Source organism: Bradyrhizobium sp. CCBAU 11361 (assembly GCF_028128935.1).
GTDB lineage: Bacteria > Pseudomonadota > Alphaproteobacteria > Rhizobiales > Xanthobacteraceae > Bradyrhizobium > Bradyrhizobium niftali.
Genome location: NZ_LBJZ01000018.1, coordinates 146269 through 161668, shown reverse-complemented (window position 1 = coordinate 161668; position 15400 = coordinate 146269). Strand labels below are relative to the sequence as shown.

Genomic DNA, 15400 nt, shown 5'->3' with positions numbered 1-15400 from the left:
CATGGAGGATCTCGAATTGCCTAAAGCAGCCATTTTCGATCTTGACGGCACGCTTCTGGACTCGGTCGATCTCCACGCGCTCGCTTGGCAAGAAGCGATGGTCAAGTTCGGTCACGACGTCACCTTCGAGCAAGTGCGCAGCCAGATCGGGAAAGGCGGCGATAAGCTGATTCCCGTTTTCCTGTCCGAGCAACAGCAGAATGAACACGGCAGAGATCTGGAGGAGTGGCGCGGCAATTGGTTCAAGTCGACTTATCTGCCCCTTGTCCGTCCCTTCTCGGCTGTTCCGAAACTCCTGCAGCGCGTCCGCGAGACCGGTCTCCGCATCGCCGTGGCTTCCTCGGCGAAGAAGGATGAACTGAAGAAGTACCTCGACATCGCGGCCATCTCAGGTCTGGTAGACGTCGCGACGTCCTCAGAAGACGTCGACGAATCCAAACCAGCCCCGGACATCTTTGAGGTCGTGCTAAAGAAGCTAGACATCGAAGGAGCCGAAGCGGTCGCGATTGGCGACACGCCGTACGATGCCATCGCGGCCCGCAAGGCCGGAATCCCGACGATCGGCGTCCTCTGCGGCGGATTTACCGAACATTCGCTGCGGGAGGCCGGGTGCGTCGAAGTGTACCCAGGACCGAGCACCCTCTACGCACGCTTCGACGACACGGCGCTCGCAAAGTAGAACGGTGGACGACGCTCGACGGCTATTCCTGAGGCGGTTGTCCATTGGAGGCGGATACGCGCCCCCGTCCACCGCGACGTTGGCACCGGTCATGAAGCTCGCGTCGTCGCTTGCCAGGAACACGATGACCGCGGCGACTTCCTGCGGTTCGCAGACGCGGCCCAACGGGATCCGCTCGGCGAACTTTGCCAGCAGCTTCTTGTCGTCCATCATATCTTCCGTCATGCCGGTTCCCGTCAGGGCTGGGACAGACCGCGTTCACGCGGATGCCCTTCTTGCAGAGGTCCAGGGCGAGGGCACGCGTCAGATTGAACACGACGCCCTTCGCCGTGTTGTATGGGCTCATGCCCCAATCGCCGCCGATCCCAGAGACCGACGCCGTGTTGACGATCGCGCCCCTGGTCTTTTCAAGGTGGGCAGCGCCGCGCGGCAGCCATAGAACACGCGATCGATGTCGGTCGACATGACCTTCCGCCATTTCTCGTCGGTGATTGAAGCGGGATCTTCATGGACGCCGGCGTTGTTCACGATGACGTCCAGCCGTCCGAAGCGGCGGACGACGGCCGCGACCATTCCATCGACGGCACGCGAATCCGACACGTCGGCCGTCTGAACCATGATCTGGTCGGCAGGCAGGCGCTTGGCCACCTTTTCGAGGGAGGCTTCCTCGCGGTCGACCAGCGCCTTTCGCGCCCTCCGCGACGAAGCGGCGCGCTGTCGCTTCTCCGATGCCGGAAGCCCCTTCAGTGACTAAAACGACCTTGCCGTGGAACATGTCGGCCATGCGAAACTCTCCTGCTGCTTTCAATTCTACCGTCGCCGCGACGGTCGGGTCCTAATTCCCGCCCGATCCAGCTTTTCAGGAACGATGCTCGAGACGATCGATTGTTGGAGGAAACCCCGAAATGAAGGATTGGACCCATGGATCTGACCGGCAAAAAGATCGCCATTCTCGCCACGAACGGTTTCGAGCAGGCCGAGTTGGAAGTGCCGCAAGAGCGCCTGAAGCAAGGTGGCGCGACGGTCGATGTGGTGTCGCTCGCCGTAGGCGAGATCAAGGGCTGGGACCAGAAGGATTGGGGTCGGCCCGTGAAGGTCGACAAGACGCTCGACGAGGCGTCGGCCGCCGACTACGACGCGATCGTATTGCCTGGCGGGCAGATCAATCCGGATCTCCTGCGCGTCGAGCCCAAGGCGCTGAAGTTCATCAAGGATATCTTCGATGCCAAGAAGGTCGTGGCGGCCGTCTGCCACGCCCCATGGCTTCTCATTGAGACCGGCATCGCGAAAGGTCGCAAGATGACCTCCTTCAAGTCGATCAAGACGGATGTAGCGAACGCAGGAGCGAAGTGGGAGGACGCTGAGGTCGTCGTCGATCAGGGCCTCATCACTTCCCGCAACCCGGGCGATCTCGAGGCCTTCTGCGCCAAGATCGTGGAAGAGGTCAAGGAAGGTCGACACACCCAGCGCAGCGCGGCGTGAGACGATGACGAGCGCCTAATTATCGGACGAGGCGGGCTCGGAAGCACGCGTCGCAATCTTCGAATCCGGCGAGGCAGCATTCACGACACTCGCGGAATTCGCCCACGACGCTAGAATCCCGGCGGCATCGCTTACGGCCATCGGCGCCTTGAAAGGGCTGCGCTCGGAAGCTCAATCCAGCAAGTAGCACGTCCTTGGGGTGCAGCACCCTACCGCCGGCGGAAAATCTGGCCACGCTCCGCCGCGAGCGCGAGTTCCGCGCATTCGCGGGCAAGCTTTGCCCAGCCCTCGCGATCGACAGCGTTGAGGCTTCGAGATGCCTCTTCGCGGCAGGCCGCCGCCTCTTTGTAGAATTGCTGAGCGGACGATGTCATCTGCGCATAATGTGAGAACTCACCAGGTAGGTCGATCTTCATAGGTGCCTCGCGCGATTTAGCGCCCGAGTGGGGCTGACTGTCGCGATCAGAAAGCGAACCACGCCAGTACCGCAATGATGGGGACGATCGCGATGCCGAAAATAATCAACGGCGAAGGTTCATTGCCTATACGGTCACTCATCGTAGGCTCCTTAAAAGACAAGCCCCGCAGCGGCGGCGCCACGGGGCTCTCAGTACCGACATCTCAGGGGCGGAGATGCCAGCACCTCAAGTAACCAACGGCTGGGTGTCAGCCTCGTACCTACCGGGGGTCAGTGCGGCTTTTGCGGCTGATCGCTCTGCGGCCTTACTGCCATATTGCTGTCCGGCATTCTGTCTCGCCCCTGATCGCCGTTGTCATCCTTCCCGCCGGACGTGGACGTGCCGCTACCGCTGCGCGAGCCTGGTGACATGCCAGTCGTGCTGCGCGGATCCGCGTTCGGCGCTGTCGAGCTGGCCGCGGGATCACCGGTCACCGCTCCTCGACCGCTCGGAGCGCCGCCTGATTGCGCCGAGGCACCGGCAGTTGAAAGGACGATTAGGCCTGCTGTTATCAACGGGACTATTTTCACGGCGAACCTCCAGAGTTGTTGCGCTCAACCGGCGCCTGTGTCGTCCGTTCCTATCGCGCCTTCTTCTTTTCGCGGCCTTCTTGTCGACCCGCACGCCCTTGTATTTTTTTTCGCAGCCTTCTTGCCCTTCGCGGGCTTCTTGACGCCTATGAACTCGCCGGACGCCTTGTTGCGCTTGCTCGCGCTGCTCCTCGATGCCCTCGCGGGCCAACTCTCGAAAGTCGTTCAGCCCCTCGGGCTCCCTTTGAGCAGGAGGCTTTTTTAGGTAGATCCTTTTCTCTTATGTCTGCCCCTTTCGGAGCGCCTGCTCAACTTCATCAGCAAGACGATTGAGGTGCTCCCATAGACGATTGAATACTTCACGTTTTGCTTCATCCATCGCCGAGTCGCGGATCAGCGCCGCCTCGGCAGCATCCTTGCGAAGCTTTTCAATGGAGGCTTGATAAGCCTTCACGTTATTTCGGCGGCTGCAAGCCAGGCGAATTGATCCAGATCGCAGCGCGGGCCGTGGTGTCGGCCTGTCCCGCCTTGCGAAGCAGCTCGTCTTTCTCTGCGCCAGGCGGGAGAGACGACGCCTTTTCTCGCGCATCCTTGGCGAACGACGCGAGCCGATCTTTGAGTGATCTTGTTTGCTTGAAACGACGCCGACTTGCCATGGCGCGCTCCTATCCTTCGAGGAAGGCGGGAGCGCTACCGGCGTTCTCATCACAGATAAAAGCCACGGACCGGGCTGTGATAGAACACAAACTACCATAGTCCAGGAACGGTTTCGCTATCGAAGATTAAATTCGCAGGGCGAGAGAATCGGCTCAAATTACTCAAAATGTGCACTTCACGACGTTTTCGATCCGAGCATTCCATCGCAGCCATCCTGATACGGCTGCGATGTCCGCAGTCAAAATGCGAAGAACTCCACCGGAGCATGGAGCGTCTTGATGTCATTGGTGATCCCATGGCGTTCCTCTTGATTGGATCCGATCGGCAAACTTGCCGCGCGCTTCCTAAGGCTTCAAAGAGCTATGATTTCCTGGGCGCGGATGACGATCTCCTCCTGCGAGAGCTCTCGTTCGAGCCGCTCGCGGAGGGACCGCCAGAATTCCGGTGCGAGCTTCGCGGCCATGACCTCGACGACCGCGATATCGTCGCGCTCGGTCGTGTCGCCGCTGCGCCACAGGCCCTTTGCAGGGGCCCGGATGTAGCTGGTAGCCCCGCCGAACTCGTCGGTCAGCTTCTGCAGGAATTTGTCGAACCATTCCTTGGAAACCGGCTCGCCCTTGCCGGTCTCCTTCGGCACGAGGATCTGCACGACGTAGGAACGGTTCATCAGAGGGACCTAGCCCGGCCGTCGGCCGGCCAGTTGGCGAGAAGCGTTTCGGTCGTGACGCACTCCACCTGCTGGCCGAACCGGTTCATGTAGATCTTCATCATGGAATCATGCGTCTCGTCTGCCGAGCTGCAAAGCGCATCGGCGACGAGGATCACGCGGAAGCCCCAGTCGACCGCGCCCAATACGGTTGCGAGGACGCAAACGTCGGTTTCGCCGCCTGTGACGATGACGGTTTCGACGCCGGCTTCGCGAAATTGCGCATGCAGGCCGCTCCCTGTCCAAGGCGAGTAGACGTACTTGTCGAAAGTGCGCGCGGGCGGGACGAAGCGGGCGAGCTCCTGCACCAGATCGACCATTTCCGGCCCGAGCCGGTCGATAGTCATCGAACTCCAGCGTTCGTAGTAGCGCCGCCACATGCCGGCGCCCTGGCCTGGGCTTTGCGCCGGGATGAAGCGCGTGAAGATTGTCCGCTCGGGATGGGCGGAGGTGATCGCGACGACGTTCGGCAGGACGCGCGGCAGCCACGGCATCGTCCAATCCGTACCTCCCGCGAACATCCGCTGCATGTCGACGCAGAGATGGACTGCGTTCCGGGGAGCGCCGTAGTGGAGTTCGTCACCCTTCGTCATGGACCTGTCCTCAAAAGCCAGCTCCAACGGAGGTGTAGCGGCTTGGTTCCTCCGGCTTGCCACGGGGCTATAGCGAAGGAAGCGTTTTTGATATCCATCAGGCAGGATGACTCTGCCACTTGTCCGCCCGCTCGCACCACGTCCATGACGCCGCATCTGAATGCAGGGTCCGTTTTTATCGGCACACGACCTGCCTTTTTAGGCCGGTCCTGAAGCGATCGATGAGCACGCAGGGCGTCCGCAGGCCCGTCAGCTCGACGACCGCGTACGATGCGTGTGCCGAGCGGCATCTTTTCAAGGTCCGGGTGGCATCGCCGTCTGCGCCGTTCCCCTTTCATCAGCGTAATATGGTCTGCACCGGCTTGCTGAAGCCGCGTCCGCCCCCTTCATGGTCAATGGGACGAGCAGCACCTCGGGCACCGTGATTCCCGCGTCTCGGATCCAGTCGTAGGCACGTTCTGGATGTTCCATGAGGATGGGCTGGGCCAGATCGAGGCAGACCCCGCAGGGGCTGAAATTCCGCGGAGTCGTCGCGCCGTCGAAGGTCGCCAGTTCGCCCGCGAGCGCGTACCAGCGGAACTGGCCGACTTCCGGCTCGAAGATGCTGATGCCGGCGGAGTGAGCCCCGCAGATTTCCATGCCGAGTTTGACCAGCCGGGGCAGCACCTCATCCGGATGGTCGGACATCACCTCAGCAAGGTTCTGAATGGCAAGTTTTTCGCGCAGGAAGTCAGGCGCGGCAGTCTGGCGGTCGGCGAGCTGCTCCGTGATGAAGACGGCGGCGATCGGATCGGGAAGCCGGACCTGCGATCGCATGACACACCCCCGGATTTGTCGATAGCACATCGTGACACTATCAGGCCGCCCTTACCAGCAAGTCCGCAAGCAGATCTCGCCGCTCCCGGCCAAGGAACGTCGGGGGTTCCAGCCCGTTATCAGGCGCCGTTCGGAACCTACCCTTACCCGGAGCGACGCGGACACTAGCAGCCTTCGATCCTCCCTCCTTGGCCGAGCGCCCGGGGCGGGCGAGCACTTTGATGACTTAGTTCTGCGCATGAGAGACTGTCCCAGAATGTTTGGAGAACCATTCGAATGGATGCGGCGATCGAACCGAAGGTTCAGAGGCGAAAGACGTTCCGCGTCCGCAACTTTCTCTCGACGCTGGGACCAGGCCTCATCACCGGCGCGTCCGACGATGATCCGTCCGGGATAGGCACCTACAGCCAGGCCGGCGCGCAGCTTGGGTTCGGCATCGGTTGGACCATGCTGCTCTCTTACCCCCTCATGGCTGCGATCCAGGAGATCTCCGGACGGATAGGGCGAGTGACCGGCCACGGCATCGCGGGGAATGTATGCCGGAACTTCGGCGCAGCTTGGGTCTGGAGTCTGGTGGGACTGCTTTTCGTCGCCAATACGATCAACATCGCCGCCGATCTCGGCGCGATGGCGGACGCGCTGAAGCTTTTGATCGGAGGTCCCGGCATCGCCTACGTGGTGCTGTTCGGCACTCTGTCGGTCCTCGCCCAAATCTTCTTCAATTACGACCGGTACGTGTCCGTGCTGAAGTGGTTGACGCTTAGCTTGTTCGCCTACGTGATCGCTCTCGCCGTCGTAAAGGTGCCTTGGGAGGAGGCGCTGAAGGGCGTCCTAATCCCCCGCGTAAGCTGGGACGCTGCGTTTTTGACGACGCTCGTCGCCATTCTCGGCACGACGATATCGCCTTATCTCTTCGTCTGGCAGTCGTCGCAAGAAGCCGAGGAGCAGCGAATCGACGCCGACAAGAAGCCTTTAAAGAAGGATTCGTCTGACGCACCGGAAGAATTCCGGCGTATCCGGCTGGACACGATGATCGGCATGGCCTTCTCAAACCTCATCGCGCTTTCCATCATCGTGACGACCGCGGCGACGCTTCACGCCCAGGGCAAGACCGACATCGAAAGTTCGGCGCAAGCGGCGGAAGCCTTGAAGCCGATCGCAGGTCCTTTCGCCGAGCTCATCTTCGCGCTCGGCATCGTCGGGACCGGACTGTTGGCGATCCCTGTCCTGGCCGGCTCAACTGCATACGCCATTGGCGAAGGGCGTCGCTGGAAGGTCGGTCTGTCCCGTAAGCCGAAGGAGGCCATCGCGTTCTACTCCGTGCTGGCACTTTCGGGGTTCTGCGGTATCGGGCTCAACTTCACCCCGATTGATCCGATCAAAGCCCTCTATTGGAGCGCTGTGGTCAACGGAGTGCTGGCCGCGCCTGTGATGGTCCTTCTGATGGTGCTCGTCCGGCGACCGAAGGTCATGGGCAAGCTTGTCGTCACCGGGCCCTTGTACTGGTTGGGCTGGGCGGCGACCGCCGCGATGGCTCTCTGCATCGTTGGCATGGTCGCCACGATGTTCATGGGCTCGTCGTCTTAGAACTTGAGTGTGGTCCTGAGGCCGAACACCGAAGCGTTCTTGAGAATCTTCCCCGCCAGCGGGCCGACGGGTAATGTTGCTCCACCGCCGGGGTGGACGATGTATTGAAAGTTCGGCTGTACCGTCCAGCCATCCCTGATCTGATACTGATAGACGGCCGTCAGCAATCCTTCGAAGCTTCGGATCGGCCAGCTTGGATTGACCAACGTCCGGTAGTCGGCGTCGAGCGCCTGCGCCCGTTTTGAGACATGCGCATAACCCGCGGCGATCCCGAATTTGTCGTCGGGCCGGTCGTCGCGAAGGCCGATGAACTCGAGGCCGGCATCGGCGTAGAGATCGATCAGGTTGCGATCGGCGGGCGCGCCAGCGGCCCTTGCGAAGAGACCGATCCCACGATCGTCGCTGTGAGGCACCCGGTAGATCTGTTGCTCGAACACTGCCCAGCCACCGATATCTCCTGCCAGCAATAGAGGCTCCGCGCTAGTGCCGAGAGCGGCGAACGAGACGCCATTAGACGCGAGCTGTTGATCGGCGAAAGAGCCGAAATGGCGCCAGCCGCCCAACTTGACCTGGCCGGTCAGGTTCGGGTCGCCCTTCTTGTTGTTCCAGGCGTACTGGATTTGACCTAGAAGCAACGGCGGATCGTTGACGCGAAAATTCACGCCGTAGCGATTGCGCTGCTGCGGGTCGCCTGAGCCGGGTCCGGCTTGGTCGCCGTCGAAGATCCCGCCCAGAAGCGAAAGTTGGTCAGTCACGTTGACCAGCAGCCTTGCGCCCATAGCCGCCAAAGGTGGCGACGGTCCGCCGCTGGGAAGATCGAGCGAGGTGATCGCGGGCCAACCCATCGAGGCGTTGGTGAACACGTCAGTATATTTGGTGTTGAAGAATTCGCTGTCGGCGGCAAGCTGGCCGACTTTCAACGAGACTTTCTTTGCGCCCCATTGCTTCTCGAAATAGGCTTCGTAAAGTCGCGTCGACGGCAAGGCCTCGACGCCGCTGACGACGAAGAAGTTCTGAAGATTACTGCGCGATAGACCGTCGCCATGGATCTGGAACATGTTGGCGTGAAAAGTGAGCTTGTCGATGCCGACGAGCTTCTGCAGGTCGACATCCACCGCGAGGTTGAGGCGACCTTCGTAGATAGCGCCCTGTTTCAGGCCGCCGGTAGCGTTACCAAACGCCTCGCCTATGTAAGTGGCCGCGAACTTCACGCCGTACTTCTGCAGCGGATTGGGCAGAATGCCGAGCGTCTTTTCCTCCACGGTGCTCTCACCCGTGTCCGGATCGGCCGGCTTGTCGTCGTCGGTCTTCTTGTCCTCCTGGGCCGCGGCGCCAGCTGCCAGGAGCATGACTACCGACATCGAAAGAACGACCTGCCTATAGGCTCGGTGAGGTCTCGACACGCGACTTCCTGATCTCGAAGATAGCCTTACGAATTGCCCGATATTGCAAGGTAAGTCCACCGTCGAGCCAATTTCCAAAAGGTCGGTCAGACCAACTGGTCTATCGCAATCGTTAACATTTTTGAATCGCGGCACGCGAAATGTTGGCTATGATGGGGTCTTCCCTTCTGGGGGGCATTCATGTTCGATCCGACAACTACTGCGCTATTGCGCGCGGTCTTAAACGAAGTTTGCGAGAGCGTTTCGCACCGCGAGATCGGAGCGCGTACCCATGTTGCCTCAAAGATACTGGAGGCTGCTACCAAAGGTGAGGTATCGCTGGAAGAACTCAGGCAGGTAGGCCGTGATGCCCTTTCGCGCGCACCCACGATGTCGCGCTGATCGGTCGAGGCGGGCGTGAATTTCCAGGTCACGGTGCTGAAGATCCTGGTGAGCTATTCGGACGGCTTCGCCCTCATGGAAGACCTCAAGCGCGACATGGCCATCCTGGCGACCAGTGGCCGCGAATGGGCGGATCGAACCAAGCGCCTCGCCGCCCGGGTTCCGGATCTCGACATCTTTTCACAAGGGCTGGTCGAACGCATCAGCGGCGGATGGCAGATCACGGCCAATGGGAGGGCAGTGCTCGAGTTCATGGAGGCTCGCCCCGCTGCGCCCGAACCGATTCAGGCGCCTTTCGTCGAGGAGGCTACGGCTCCGATAGTCACTCCAAACCAGCTTCCTCCCCTGCCTCAGCCTACTGACCGTGCCAAGCGGCGGCGCGAACGCCGCGAACGTCGTCGCGAGGCGCGCGAACGGGCGAGGGCGAACGCCTCCTGAGGTGATATCGAGGTCAAAAAAGAAACCGCCGGCTGGGCGCGGCGGCTTGGTTAGTCCCGGACTGTCGATTGCCTCCCCAGCCCTAAGCGTACCGCCGTTACCTTGTTTCCGGCCATGCCCGCCCGACTACCGAACGCGTTTCGATTCGGCGATGGGGTTGCCGGGTTGTGCACCAGGCTCTTACAAAGTCGATAAGGCGCGAAACGATGTGGACGTGAGCCGAATCCGCGCGGTATCGCCACCCGCAACCGCTCCGCCGGCCCGCACAACGCCCAGCACCCCGCATTTGAATGGTGGGCCTGTTTCTGCCGACGAGAGCAAGTGCCGCTTCAGGCCGGCCCGGAAGCGGTCGATGAGGACGCAGGGCGTCCGGAGGCCGGTCGGTTCTACGATCGCCGTGACGAGTCGATCGCGGTCGCTGTCCTTGGCGGCCTAGAGCACGCGATCGGCCGCCGCCACGAGGGAGCTGCAGTCCATCGCACCTTGGAGGGCATGTTGGTCGCGCCGAGGCTCACCTCGCGAGGGGGAGACTCGCCCCGTTCCTTGTTGTCCGGGAGACTAAGGCCCAGCTTGAGGGCGGCGAGCATGTTGCAGACGGGGCGTCCGCCAATCTCCGCCGCCATGCTTCCCGGACCTGAGGGACATAAGAGAGCGAAGCCGGGAAAGCGGCGATGCCGCCGACGTGGGCGGCGATAGAACCGGACGTGGACGGTTCAGCGGAGTACTCAGGGCCGTTCCTCCGTGCCTTTGCGGAAGGATTCGCCAGACCTGTCTGTCCTGCTTTCGAGCGTTCTTGATCGCGAGAGCGCCGGACGAGCAACTAGGAACGATCCAACCAAAGGCGAGTTCGTCCTCGAAGCAGTGTCCAAAAATAAGCCCAAGAGGATGAACATGACACGATCGGTGGATGAGCTACGACGCGAGTCCGAGCGTAACCGGGCGGAGCTGGCGGCCACGGTCGACCGTCTGAAGCAGGGACTATCCGACACGAAGCAGGATCTGCGTGACATGGTCACGCCTCAGCGAATTAAATCGGAAGTGTCGGACTATGTGAGCGACACGGCTCAAGGCTGGGTCAAAGAGCTCAAACAGAAAATGATGAATAACCCGCTGGGCGCGGTCGCCGCGGGTACCGCGGTGGCTGTGCCGCTGCTGCGATTGGCCCGAGGGGTGCCCCTGCCGCTTCTCATGATTACTGCGGGCCTCGCTCTTACCTCCAAGAGCGTGCGCGACCGGGCTGCTGAAGCGGTGTCGCCCGTGATGGATGGAGCCAGTCGGTTTATCGACGAAACTGCCGAGAGGGTGCAGGAAGCGAAAAGTGGGGCGCAGGCGAAACTCTCCGAGTCCCAAGGGCGGGCCGCTGGTGCGGTCAACGATGCCATGGATGCGGCCAAGACATCAGCCGACGACCTCAAGGCTCGAGCAACGGAGGCCGCAGGGGCGATCGGTGACAACATCACCAGAGGGATGGACGCCATCAAGGATTCGGCGAACGCCGCTCCAGAACAAGCGCGTCAGATCATCGGTGATAATGCCGCGCTGATCGGAGGACTTGGCATCGCTATCGGCGCAATAATCGCGGCGGCCCTGCCGGAAACGAAGTTCGAAGACCGGACGGCCGGCCCCGCCAGCGATAGCCTGAAGCGCGCTGCAGGCGAAGCAGCTGAATCCGGTTTGGAGGCGGCCAAGGATGCGACGTTGTCGGCCGCCGATGCCGCGACAAGGAGCGTGAGTGAAGCCGATCTGGGGCGGCACGCGAGCCGTATGACCCGGAATCTGGCCGACAACCTCAAGGAAGCGGCCGCAGAAGTTGTCGACGCGGCGTTCAGCCCCTCCCGAAATTCTAGCACCTGAGAGATACACCATGAGCGATTCAGACGTCATCAAGCCGGCCAACTTCAACAAAGGTAAGAGCAACTCCTCCATCGGTCTGAAGGAACAGATCGGCGATGCAGGGGCCGAGATAAAGCAGCGCGCCGGAGAAGCCCTGCAGGCATCGGCGGACATGGCACGGGACAAGTTCAGCGAAGCCACCGATGCAGCCAAGAACGTCGCCAGCGGCACCGTCGACCAGATCCAAGAACGGGCACGAGAACAGCAGCAGACCAGCGCCGATTTCATCCAGCGCTTGGCCGGAAACTTCCGCCAGGCCGCGGGCGCATTCCAAACTGACGTGCCATTTGCCGCACGCGGTATCAACTCAGCCGCCGATTATGTGGAAGACGCGGCCGCAAAGGTTCGCGACGGCAGCTTTCGCGACCTCGTCGACGGTGCGACCGATTTTGCGAAGCGACAACCCGCGGCTTTTCTTGGCCTGTCTGTCTTGGCTGGGTTCGCCGCTGTACGGTTTCTGAAGGCTTCGGGAGGCAGCTCGACCGCGCAGCGGACGGGCTCGGCGACAGGCGCGGAAGCTGGCTCATCCGGCGGCCGAGCCGCTTATGCGAGCAAGGACTTCGGTGGCCAGACCTCTACGGGATCACCGACCGGACAGCAGCAGAAGCCACCTTCGCAGGACGGCAGCGCATCATGAGCATCGAGCACGACATCGAAACGGGGAAAAGCGATCTTAGCAACATTTCGGGCCTTGTCGGAGATGCGCTGGTTCAGGTCACGAAGCTTTTCCAGAATGAGGTCGACCTGGCGAAGGCCGAACTTGGCGAAAAGGTGCAAAGGCTCGGCAAAGCATTTGGACTTTTGGCCGGGGGCGCCGTCCTTGTCATCCCGGCCATCGTCATGGCGTTGTTCGCCCTGGCATCCGCGTTGATCAACGGGGGGTGGTCGCCAACATTTGCCTACCTGACTTCCGCGATTGTCGCCGCTGCCATATCGGGCGCTTTGTTTGCCATGGGCATCAAGCGGCTGGACGCGCGCAGCCTGGCTCCGCGGGAGACCATAAGGCAGCTTGAAAAGGACAAAGATACCGTGAAGGGAATGATGCGATGAGCGGCCCGCAAACCGGCTTTTTTGATAGTCTCCTTGCTGCAGCCCGAGAGAACCCGCTTTCCGCCGCGCTGATCGGCGGCGGAGCACTTTGGCTGATGGTCGGGGACGCGAAGTTGAAGGGGGCTGCGCGATCCGCGGCCACCGTCGCATCAGACGTCGTCGACGCCGGTGCGACCAATCTGCGGGCTGCAGCCTCGGGCTTGCAGCGGACCGCAGCGCCTCCGACCGCCCCGGACATGGATCATGAAGGGAGCGGTTCGCGCGGGACGGTAGATACAGCCGCCGATACTGCGGCCGGCTCGATGTCTGATGCAACGGACAGCGTCCGCGACCGCTTCGACGAAGGCGTGGCTTACGCTCGCGAACAGTTCGCCCAGATGGGAAGTCCTCTACCGACAGCAGACACCTTGGCGAAAGCTCAGTCTTCAATCGGCGACGTCATGGAGAAACAGCCCCTGGTAATCGGCGCCGTTGGCTTGGCGATAGGCGCAGCACTTGCGAGCGCATTTCGAACGTCTCAGATGGAAGACAACTACATCGGCGAGGTCAGCGACGAAGTGAAGGATGATCTGAGCAGGCGCGGATCCGCCGTGTCTCAGGCGCTGCGCGAAGCTGCCGATACGCTCGTGGCCGAAGCGAGCGACATGGGAGCCGAGGCAGTCGATCGGATGAGGCAAGCGGGGACTGATGCCACCCAGGCCGCGAAGGAAAAGACCAAACAGTTGTGAGAGTAGCCGGCCCATGCTTCCGACCTCTCGCGCAACCACGATCCCCCGTTTGGAAAATTAGGATGAGCCGCGGAATGCCATCCATGACTGCCCTTTTGGGCATGCTCGCAATCGCGGGTTACCAAAATCGCGACAAGTTAGCGGACATGTTTCGCAACGCTACCTCCGGTGGGAAAGGCTTGCGCAGGAACACGTTCCCGCCGGACGAGGCGCCGGCGAAAAGCCGATGGCGTAGATAACCCGCAATCCCGGTGAGCGTTCGGCGATCTGCCATCCATCGACGCTTCCCAGCAGTTGCACGTCGGTGATGAGAACATCGGCGGCGCTTCGCCCGCACGATGCCAGTGCCTCTCCGCCGGTCGAGGCGTGGATGACGTCGAGCCTCCACCACGAGCTCCCGGATCAGCGAGTCATACTCGACGAAGAGTATGCGCACCAGCCGCTCCTTTCGGTCTGAAATTCTGCAACGTCTTTCGAAAGGTCCCGCCTGAGCGTCGTTCCCTCGAGCTGCCAAGAGTGGAAGACCAGACGACTCACATCGGATTCATAGGAGGGGTACGTGCCATTCGTTCCTCGCCCGGAGGTCCGCGTGAAACTAGGTCGCTGAAATCCTATGAGCGAAGCCGCTCTTGTTCGCGCACGACGTCTTTCGCCTGTTTGTCGGATCTGAGGCCTAGGTAGACGGGCTGGCGCAGTTCACCCTTGGTGGTCCACTCTGCGAACTTTACCTCGGCTGCCAAGAAAGGTCTCACCCAGGTCGTGACTGTCTCATCCTTCACTTTCGCAGGAAAAGGCGACTTCGCCACTTGCAGCCGGGTTAGCCTGGAGTGAAGCTCCGCCAACGTTTGGTGACTGAAGCCCGTTCCCACATGCCCGATGTACCGCCAGGACTCCTTCTCCCTGACAGCAAGAACTAAGGCACCGAAGAAAGGCCTGGTGCGCCTCGGCGCCGTGAAGCCGACGATGACGACCTCCTGGCGCTTCGCGGTCTTGATCTTGAGCCAGTCCGGAGTCCGGCTTCCGGACGCGTATGCACCGTCGATGCGCTTCGCCATGATGCCTTCGAGCCCATCGCGCTCGGCCTCAGCGAAGACTTCCTGCCCTTCCCCTTGCGGTGGCGGCTAAAACCGATCAGCCCGTGGCGCGGCAGAATGGTTTTGAGCCGCTCCTTGCGTTCGAGGAGAGGCCGCTTCCGCAGATCTTCTCCATTCGCGAACATGAGATCGAAGGCGAAATACAGCAGCTTCGCTTCATGGCGGAGGGCATTCTGAAGCAACTGGAAATGAGATACTCCGTCTTTTCCGATCGCGACCAACTCGCCATCGATCACGGCGTCGCCCTTCACCATCTCGAGCGCTGCGGCCACCTCGGTATAGCTGCGGCTGATAAGCTTGCCGTTGCGGCTGTAGAGAGCGGCCCTGCCGTCCCTGATTTCGGCAATCATACGGAAGCCGTCGTATTTGTCTTCGAAGACCCAGGCGGGATCGTCGAACGGATCATCTGTCAAGGTCGCGAGCATCGGCTGCAGGCGTTTCGGCAAACTCGACGTGCGGCCCATTCAGTTCTCCAAAACGTCCACCGGACGAACGCTCCGAGAGCATTGTCGGAGTGTACCTCGATGAGCGGACCTTCGTTGGCTCAGGACCGCTTCGCAGATGAGCCAGTGGCGGATGCCACGCCGGGTCTTACATTCACCCTTTTTGTTTTTCTTTTGCGCTTCTTCCATCGGAGCTTTTAGATCGTTCTTCAAAGCGGTCAGCGCCCTTAGCTAGATCGTGTCCCGACTTGGTCTCGTTTTTCGCTTCTTCCTTAGCAGTCGCCTCGCGCAAGCCTTCAGCGGCCTGTTCCCCCGCTTTTGATGATTTTCGTCCGTGATCCATGTGAAGCACCTTTCCTGATCAACTACACGCTTCTCCAGGAAAACTCCGTGTCATCCCAGCTAAGTCGTAACAAACTTCAATTAGATCGCTTGGACAATTGTTCCAGTTCGGGCGAAGCT

At 61.1% G+C, this 15400-nt stretch carries 16 protein-coding genes and 4 pseudogenes; 10 read left to right on the top strand and 10 right to left on the bottom strand.

The window, feature by feature from the left end; all coding sequences use genetic code 11:
* The first annotated feature begins 1 nt into the window (after window position 1).
* On the top strand, window positions 2–679 hold the full coding sequence (locus XI08_RS06865; RefSeq protein WP_271573857.1) for an HAD family hydrolase: 678 nt from the start codon (window positions 2–4) through the stop codon (window positions 677–679).
* Window positions 680–799: 120 nt separating this feature from the next.
* On the opposite strand, the pseudogene XI08_RS06860 reads toward XI08_RS06865, so the two are convergent.
* Window positions 800–889: pseudogene (locus XI08_RS06860) on the bottom strand (3-oxoacyl-ACP reductase); the annotation flags it as partial.
* A 91-nt stretch (window positions 890–980) separates the two neighbouring features.
* Window positions 981–1327: pseudogene (locus tag XI08_RS06855) on the bottom strand (SDR family NAD(P)-dependent oxidoreductase); the annotation flags it as partial.
* A 273-nt stretch (window positions 1328–1600) separates the two neighbouring features.
* Here XI08_RS06855 and XI08_RS06850 point away from each other — a divergent pair.
* On the top strand, window positions 1601–2161 hold the full coding sequence (locus XI08_RS06850; RefSeq protein WP_271573856.1) for a type 1 glutamine amidotransferase domain-containing protein: 561 nt from the start codon (window positions 1601–1603) through the stop codon (window positions 2159–2161).
* A 209-nt stretch (window positions 2162–2370) separates the two neighbouring features.
* On the opposite strand, the gene XI08_RS06845 is transcribed toward XI08_RS06850, so the two are convergent.
* From XI08_RS06845 to XI08_RS06820, 5 genes are all read right to left on the bottom strand, one after another.
* A complete protein-coding gene (locus XI08_RS06845; protein ID WP_271573855.1) occupies window positions 2371–2577 on the bottom strand; it encodes a hypothetical protein in 207 nt (68 codons plus the stop codon).
* Window positions 2578–3429: 852 nt separating this feature from the next.
* Window positions 3430–3603 carry a hypothetical protein gene (locus tag XI08_RS06840; protein WP_271573854.1) on the bottom strand — a complete coding sequence of 58 codons (174 nt, stop codon included), beginning with the start codon at window positions 3601–3603 and terminating at the stop codon, window positions 3430–3432.
* Between the two features lie 555 nt (window positions 3604–4158).
* Complete coding sequence (locus XI08_RS06830) at window positions 4159–4473, bottom strand: hypothetical protein (protein ID WP_028150867.1); 315 nt, start codon at window positions 4471–4473, stop codon at window positions 4159–4161.
* On the bottom strand, window positions 4473–5105 hold the full coding sequence (locus XI08_RS06825) for a cysteine hydrolase family protein (RefSeq protein WP_271573853.1): 633 nt from the start codon (window positions 5103–5105) through the stop codon (window positions 4473–4475). Before XI08_RS06825 ends, XI08_RS06830 begins: the two co-directional genes overlap by 1 nt.
* A gap of 294 nt (window positions 5106–5399) precedes the next feature.
* Window positions 5400–5921, bottom strand: a complete 522-nt coding sequence (locus XI08_RS06820) for a hypothetical protein (protein WP_271573852.1) — start codon at window positions 5919–5921, stop codon at window positions 5400–5402.
* Between the two features lie 276 nt (window positions 5922–6197).
* Between XI08_RS06820 and XI08_RS06815 the strand changes: the two genes are divergently transcribed.
* Window positions 6198–7508 (top strand): NRAMP family divalent metal transporter, encoded by a 1311-nt coding sequence (locus XI08_RS06815; RefSeq protein WP_028150869.1) that lies wholly within the window; start codon window positions 6198–6200, stop codon window positions 7506–7508.
* Here the strand turns inward: XI08_RS06815 and XI08_RS06810 are convergent.
* A complete protein-coding gene (locus tag XI08_RS06810) occupies window positions 7505–8869 on the bottom strand; it encodes a carbohydrate porin (RefSeq protein ID WP_271573851.1) in 1365 nt (454 codons plus the stop codon). The two genes, XI08_RS06815 and XI08_RS06810, sit on opposite strands and share 4 nt — an antisense overlap.
* 222 nt (window positions 8870–9091) lie before the next feature.
* On the opposite strand from XI08_RS06810, the gene XI08_RS06805 reads away from it, so the two are divergent.
* The 7 genes and pseudogenes from XI08_RS06805 to XI08_RS46160 all read left to right on the top strand — a co-directional run.
* Window positions 9092–9292 carry a hypothetical protein gene (locus XI08_RS06805; RefSeq protein WP_082901068.1) on the top strand — a complete coding sequence of 67 codons (201 nt, stop codon included), beginning with the start codon at window positions 9092–9094 and terminating at the stop codon, window positions 9290–9292.
* A gap of 15 nt (window positions 9293–9307) precedes the next feature.
* The gene (locus XI08_RS06800) at window positions 9308–9730 is read left to right on the top strand and encodes a hypothetical protein (RefSeq protein WP_028150871.1); all 423 of its coding nucleotides are present in this window, start codon (window positions 9308–9310) and stop codon (window positions 9728–9730) included.
* A gap of 891 nt (window positions 9731–10621) precedes the next feature.
* Window positions 10622–11584, top strand: coding sequence for a DUF3618 domain-containing protein (locus XI08_RS06795; RefSeq protein ID WP_271573850.1), 963 nt, complete (start codon window positions 10622–10624; stop codon window positions 11582–11584).
* Window positions 11585–11594: 10 nt separating this feature from the next.
* The gene (locus tag XI08_RS06790; protein WP_011090757.1) at window positions 11595–12260 is read left to right on the top strand and encodes a hypothetical protein; all 666 of its coding nucleotides are present in this window, start codon (window positions 11595–11597) and stop codon (window positions 12258–12260) included.
* Window positions 12257–12673, top strand: a complete 417-nt coding sequence (locus tag XI08_RS06785) for a phage holin family protein (RefSeq protein ID WP_011090756.1) — start codon at window positions 12257–12259, stop codon at window positions 12671–12673. The genes XI08_RS06790 and XI08_RS06785 overlap by 4 nt, the downstream gene beginning before the upstream one ends.
* The gene (locus XI08_RS06780; RefSeq protein WP_271573849.1) at window positions 12670–13401 is read left to right on the top strand and encodes a hypothetical protein; all 732 of its coding nucleotides are present in this window, start codon (window positions 12670–12672) and stop codon (window positions 13399–13401) included. The genes XI08_RS06785 and XI08_RS06780 overlap by 4 nt, the downstream gene beginning before the upstream one ends.
* 62 nt (window positions 13402–13463) lie before the next feature.
* A pseudogene (locus XI08_RS46160) lies at window positions 13464–13571 on the top strand (YidB family protein); the annotation flags it as partial.
* Window positions 13572–14012: 441 nt separating this feature from the next.
* Here the strand turns inward: XI08_RS46160 and ligD are convergent.
* A pseudogene (gene ligD / locus XI08_RS06775) lies at window positions 14013–14959 on the bottom strand (non-homologous end-joining DNA ligase).
* A 133-nt stretch (window positions 14960–15092) separates the two neighbouring features.
* Window positions 15093–15281 (bottom strand): hypothetical protein, encoded by a 189-nt coding sequence (locus XI08_RS06770; RefSeq protein ID WP_080677645.1) that lies wholly within the window; start codon window positions 15279–15281, stop codon window positions 15093–15095.
* Window positions 15282–15400: the final 119 nt, after the last annotated feature.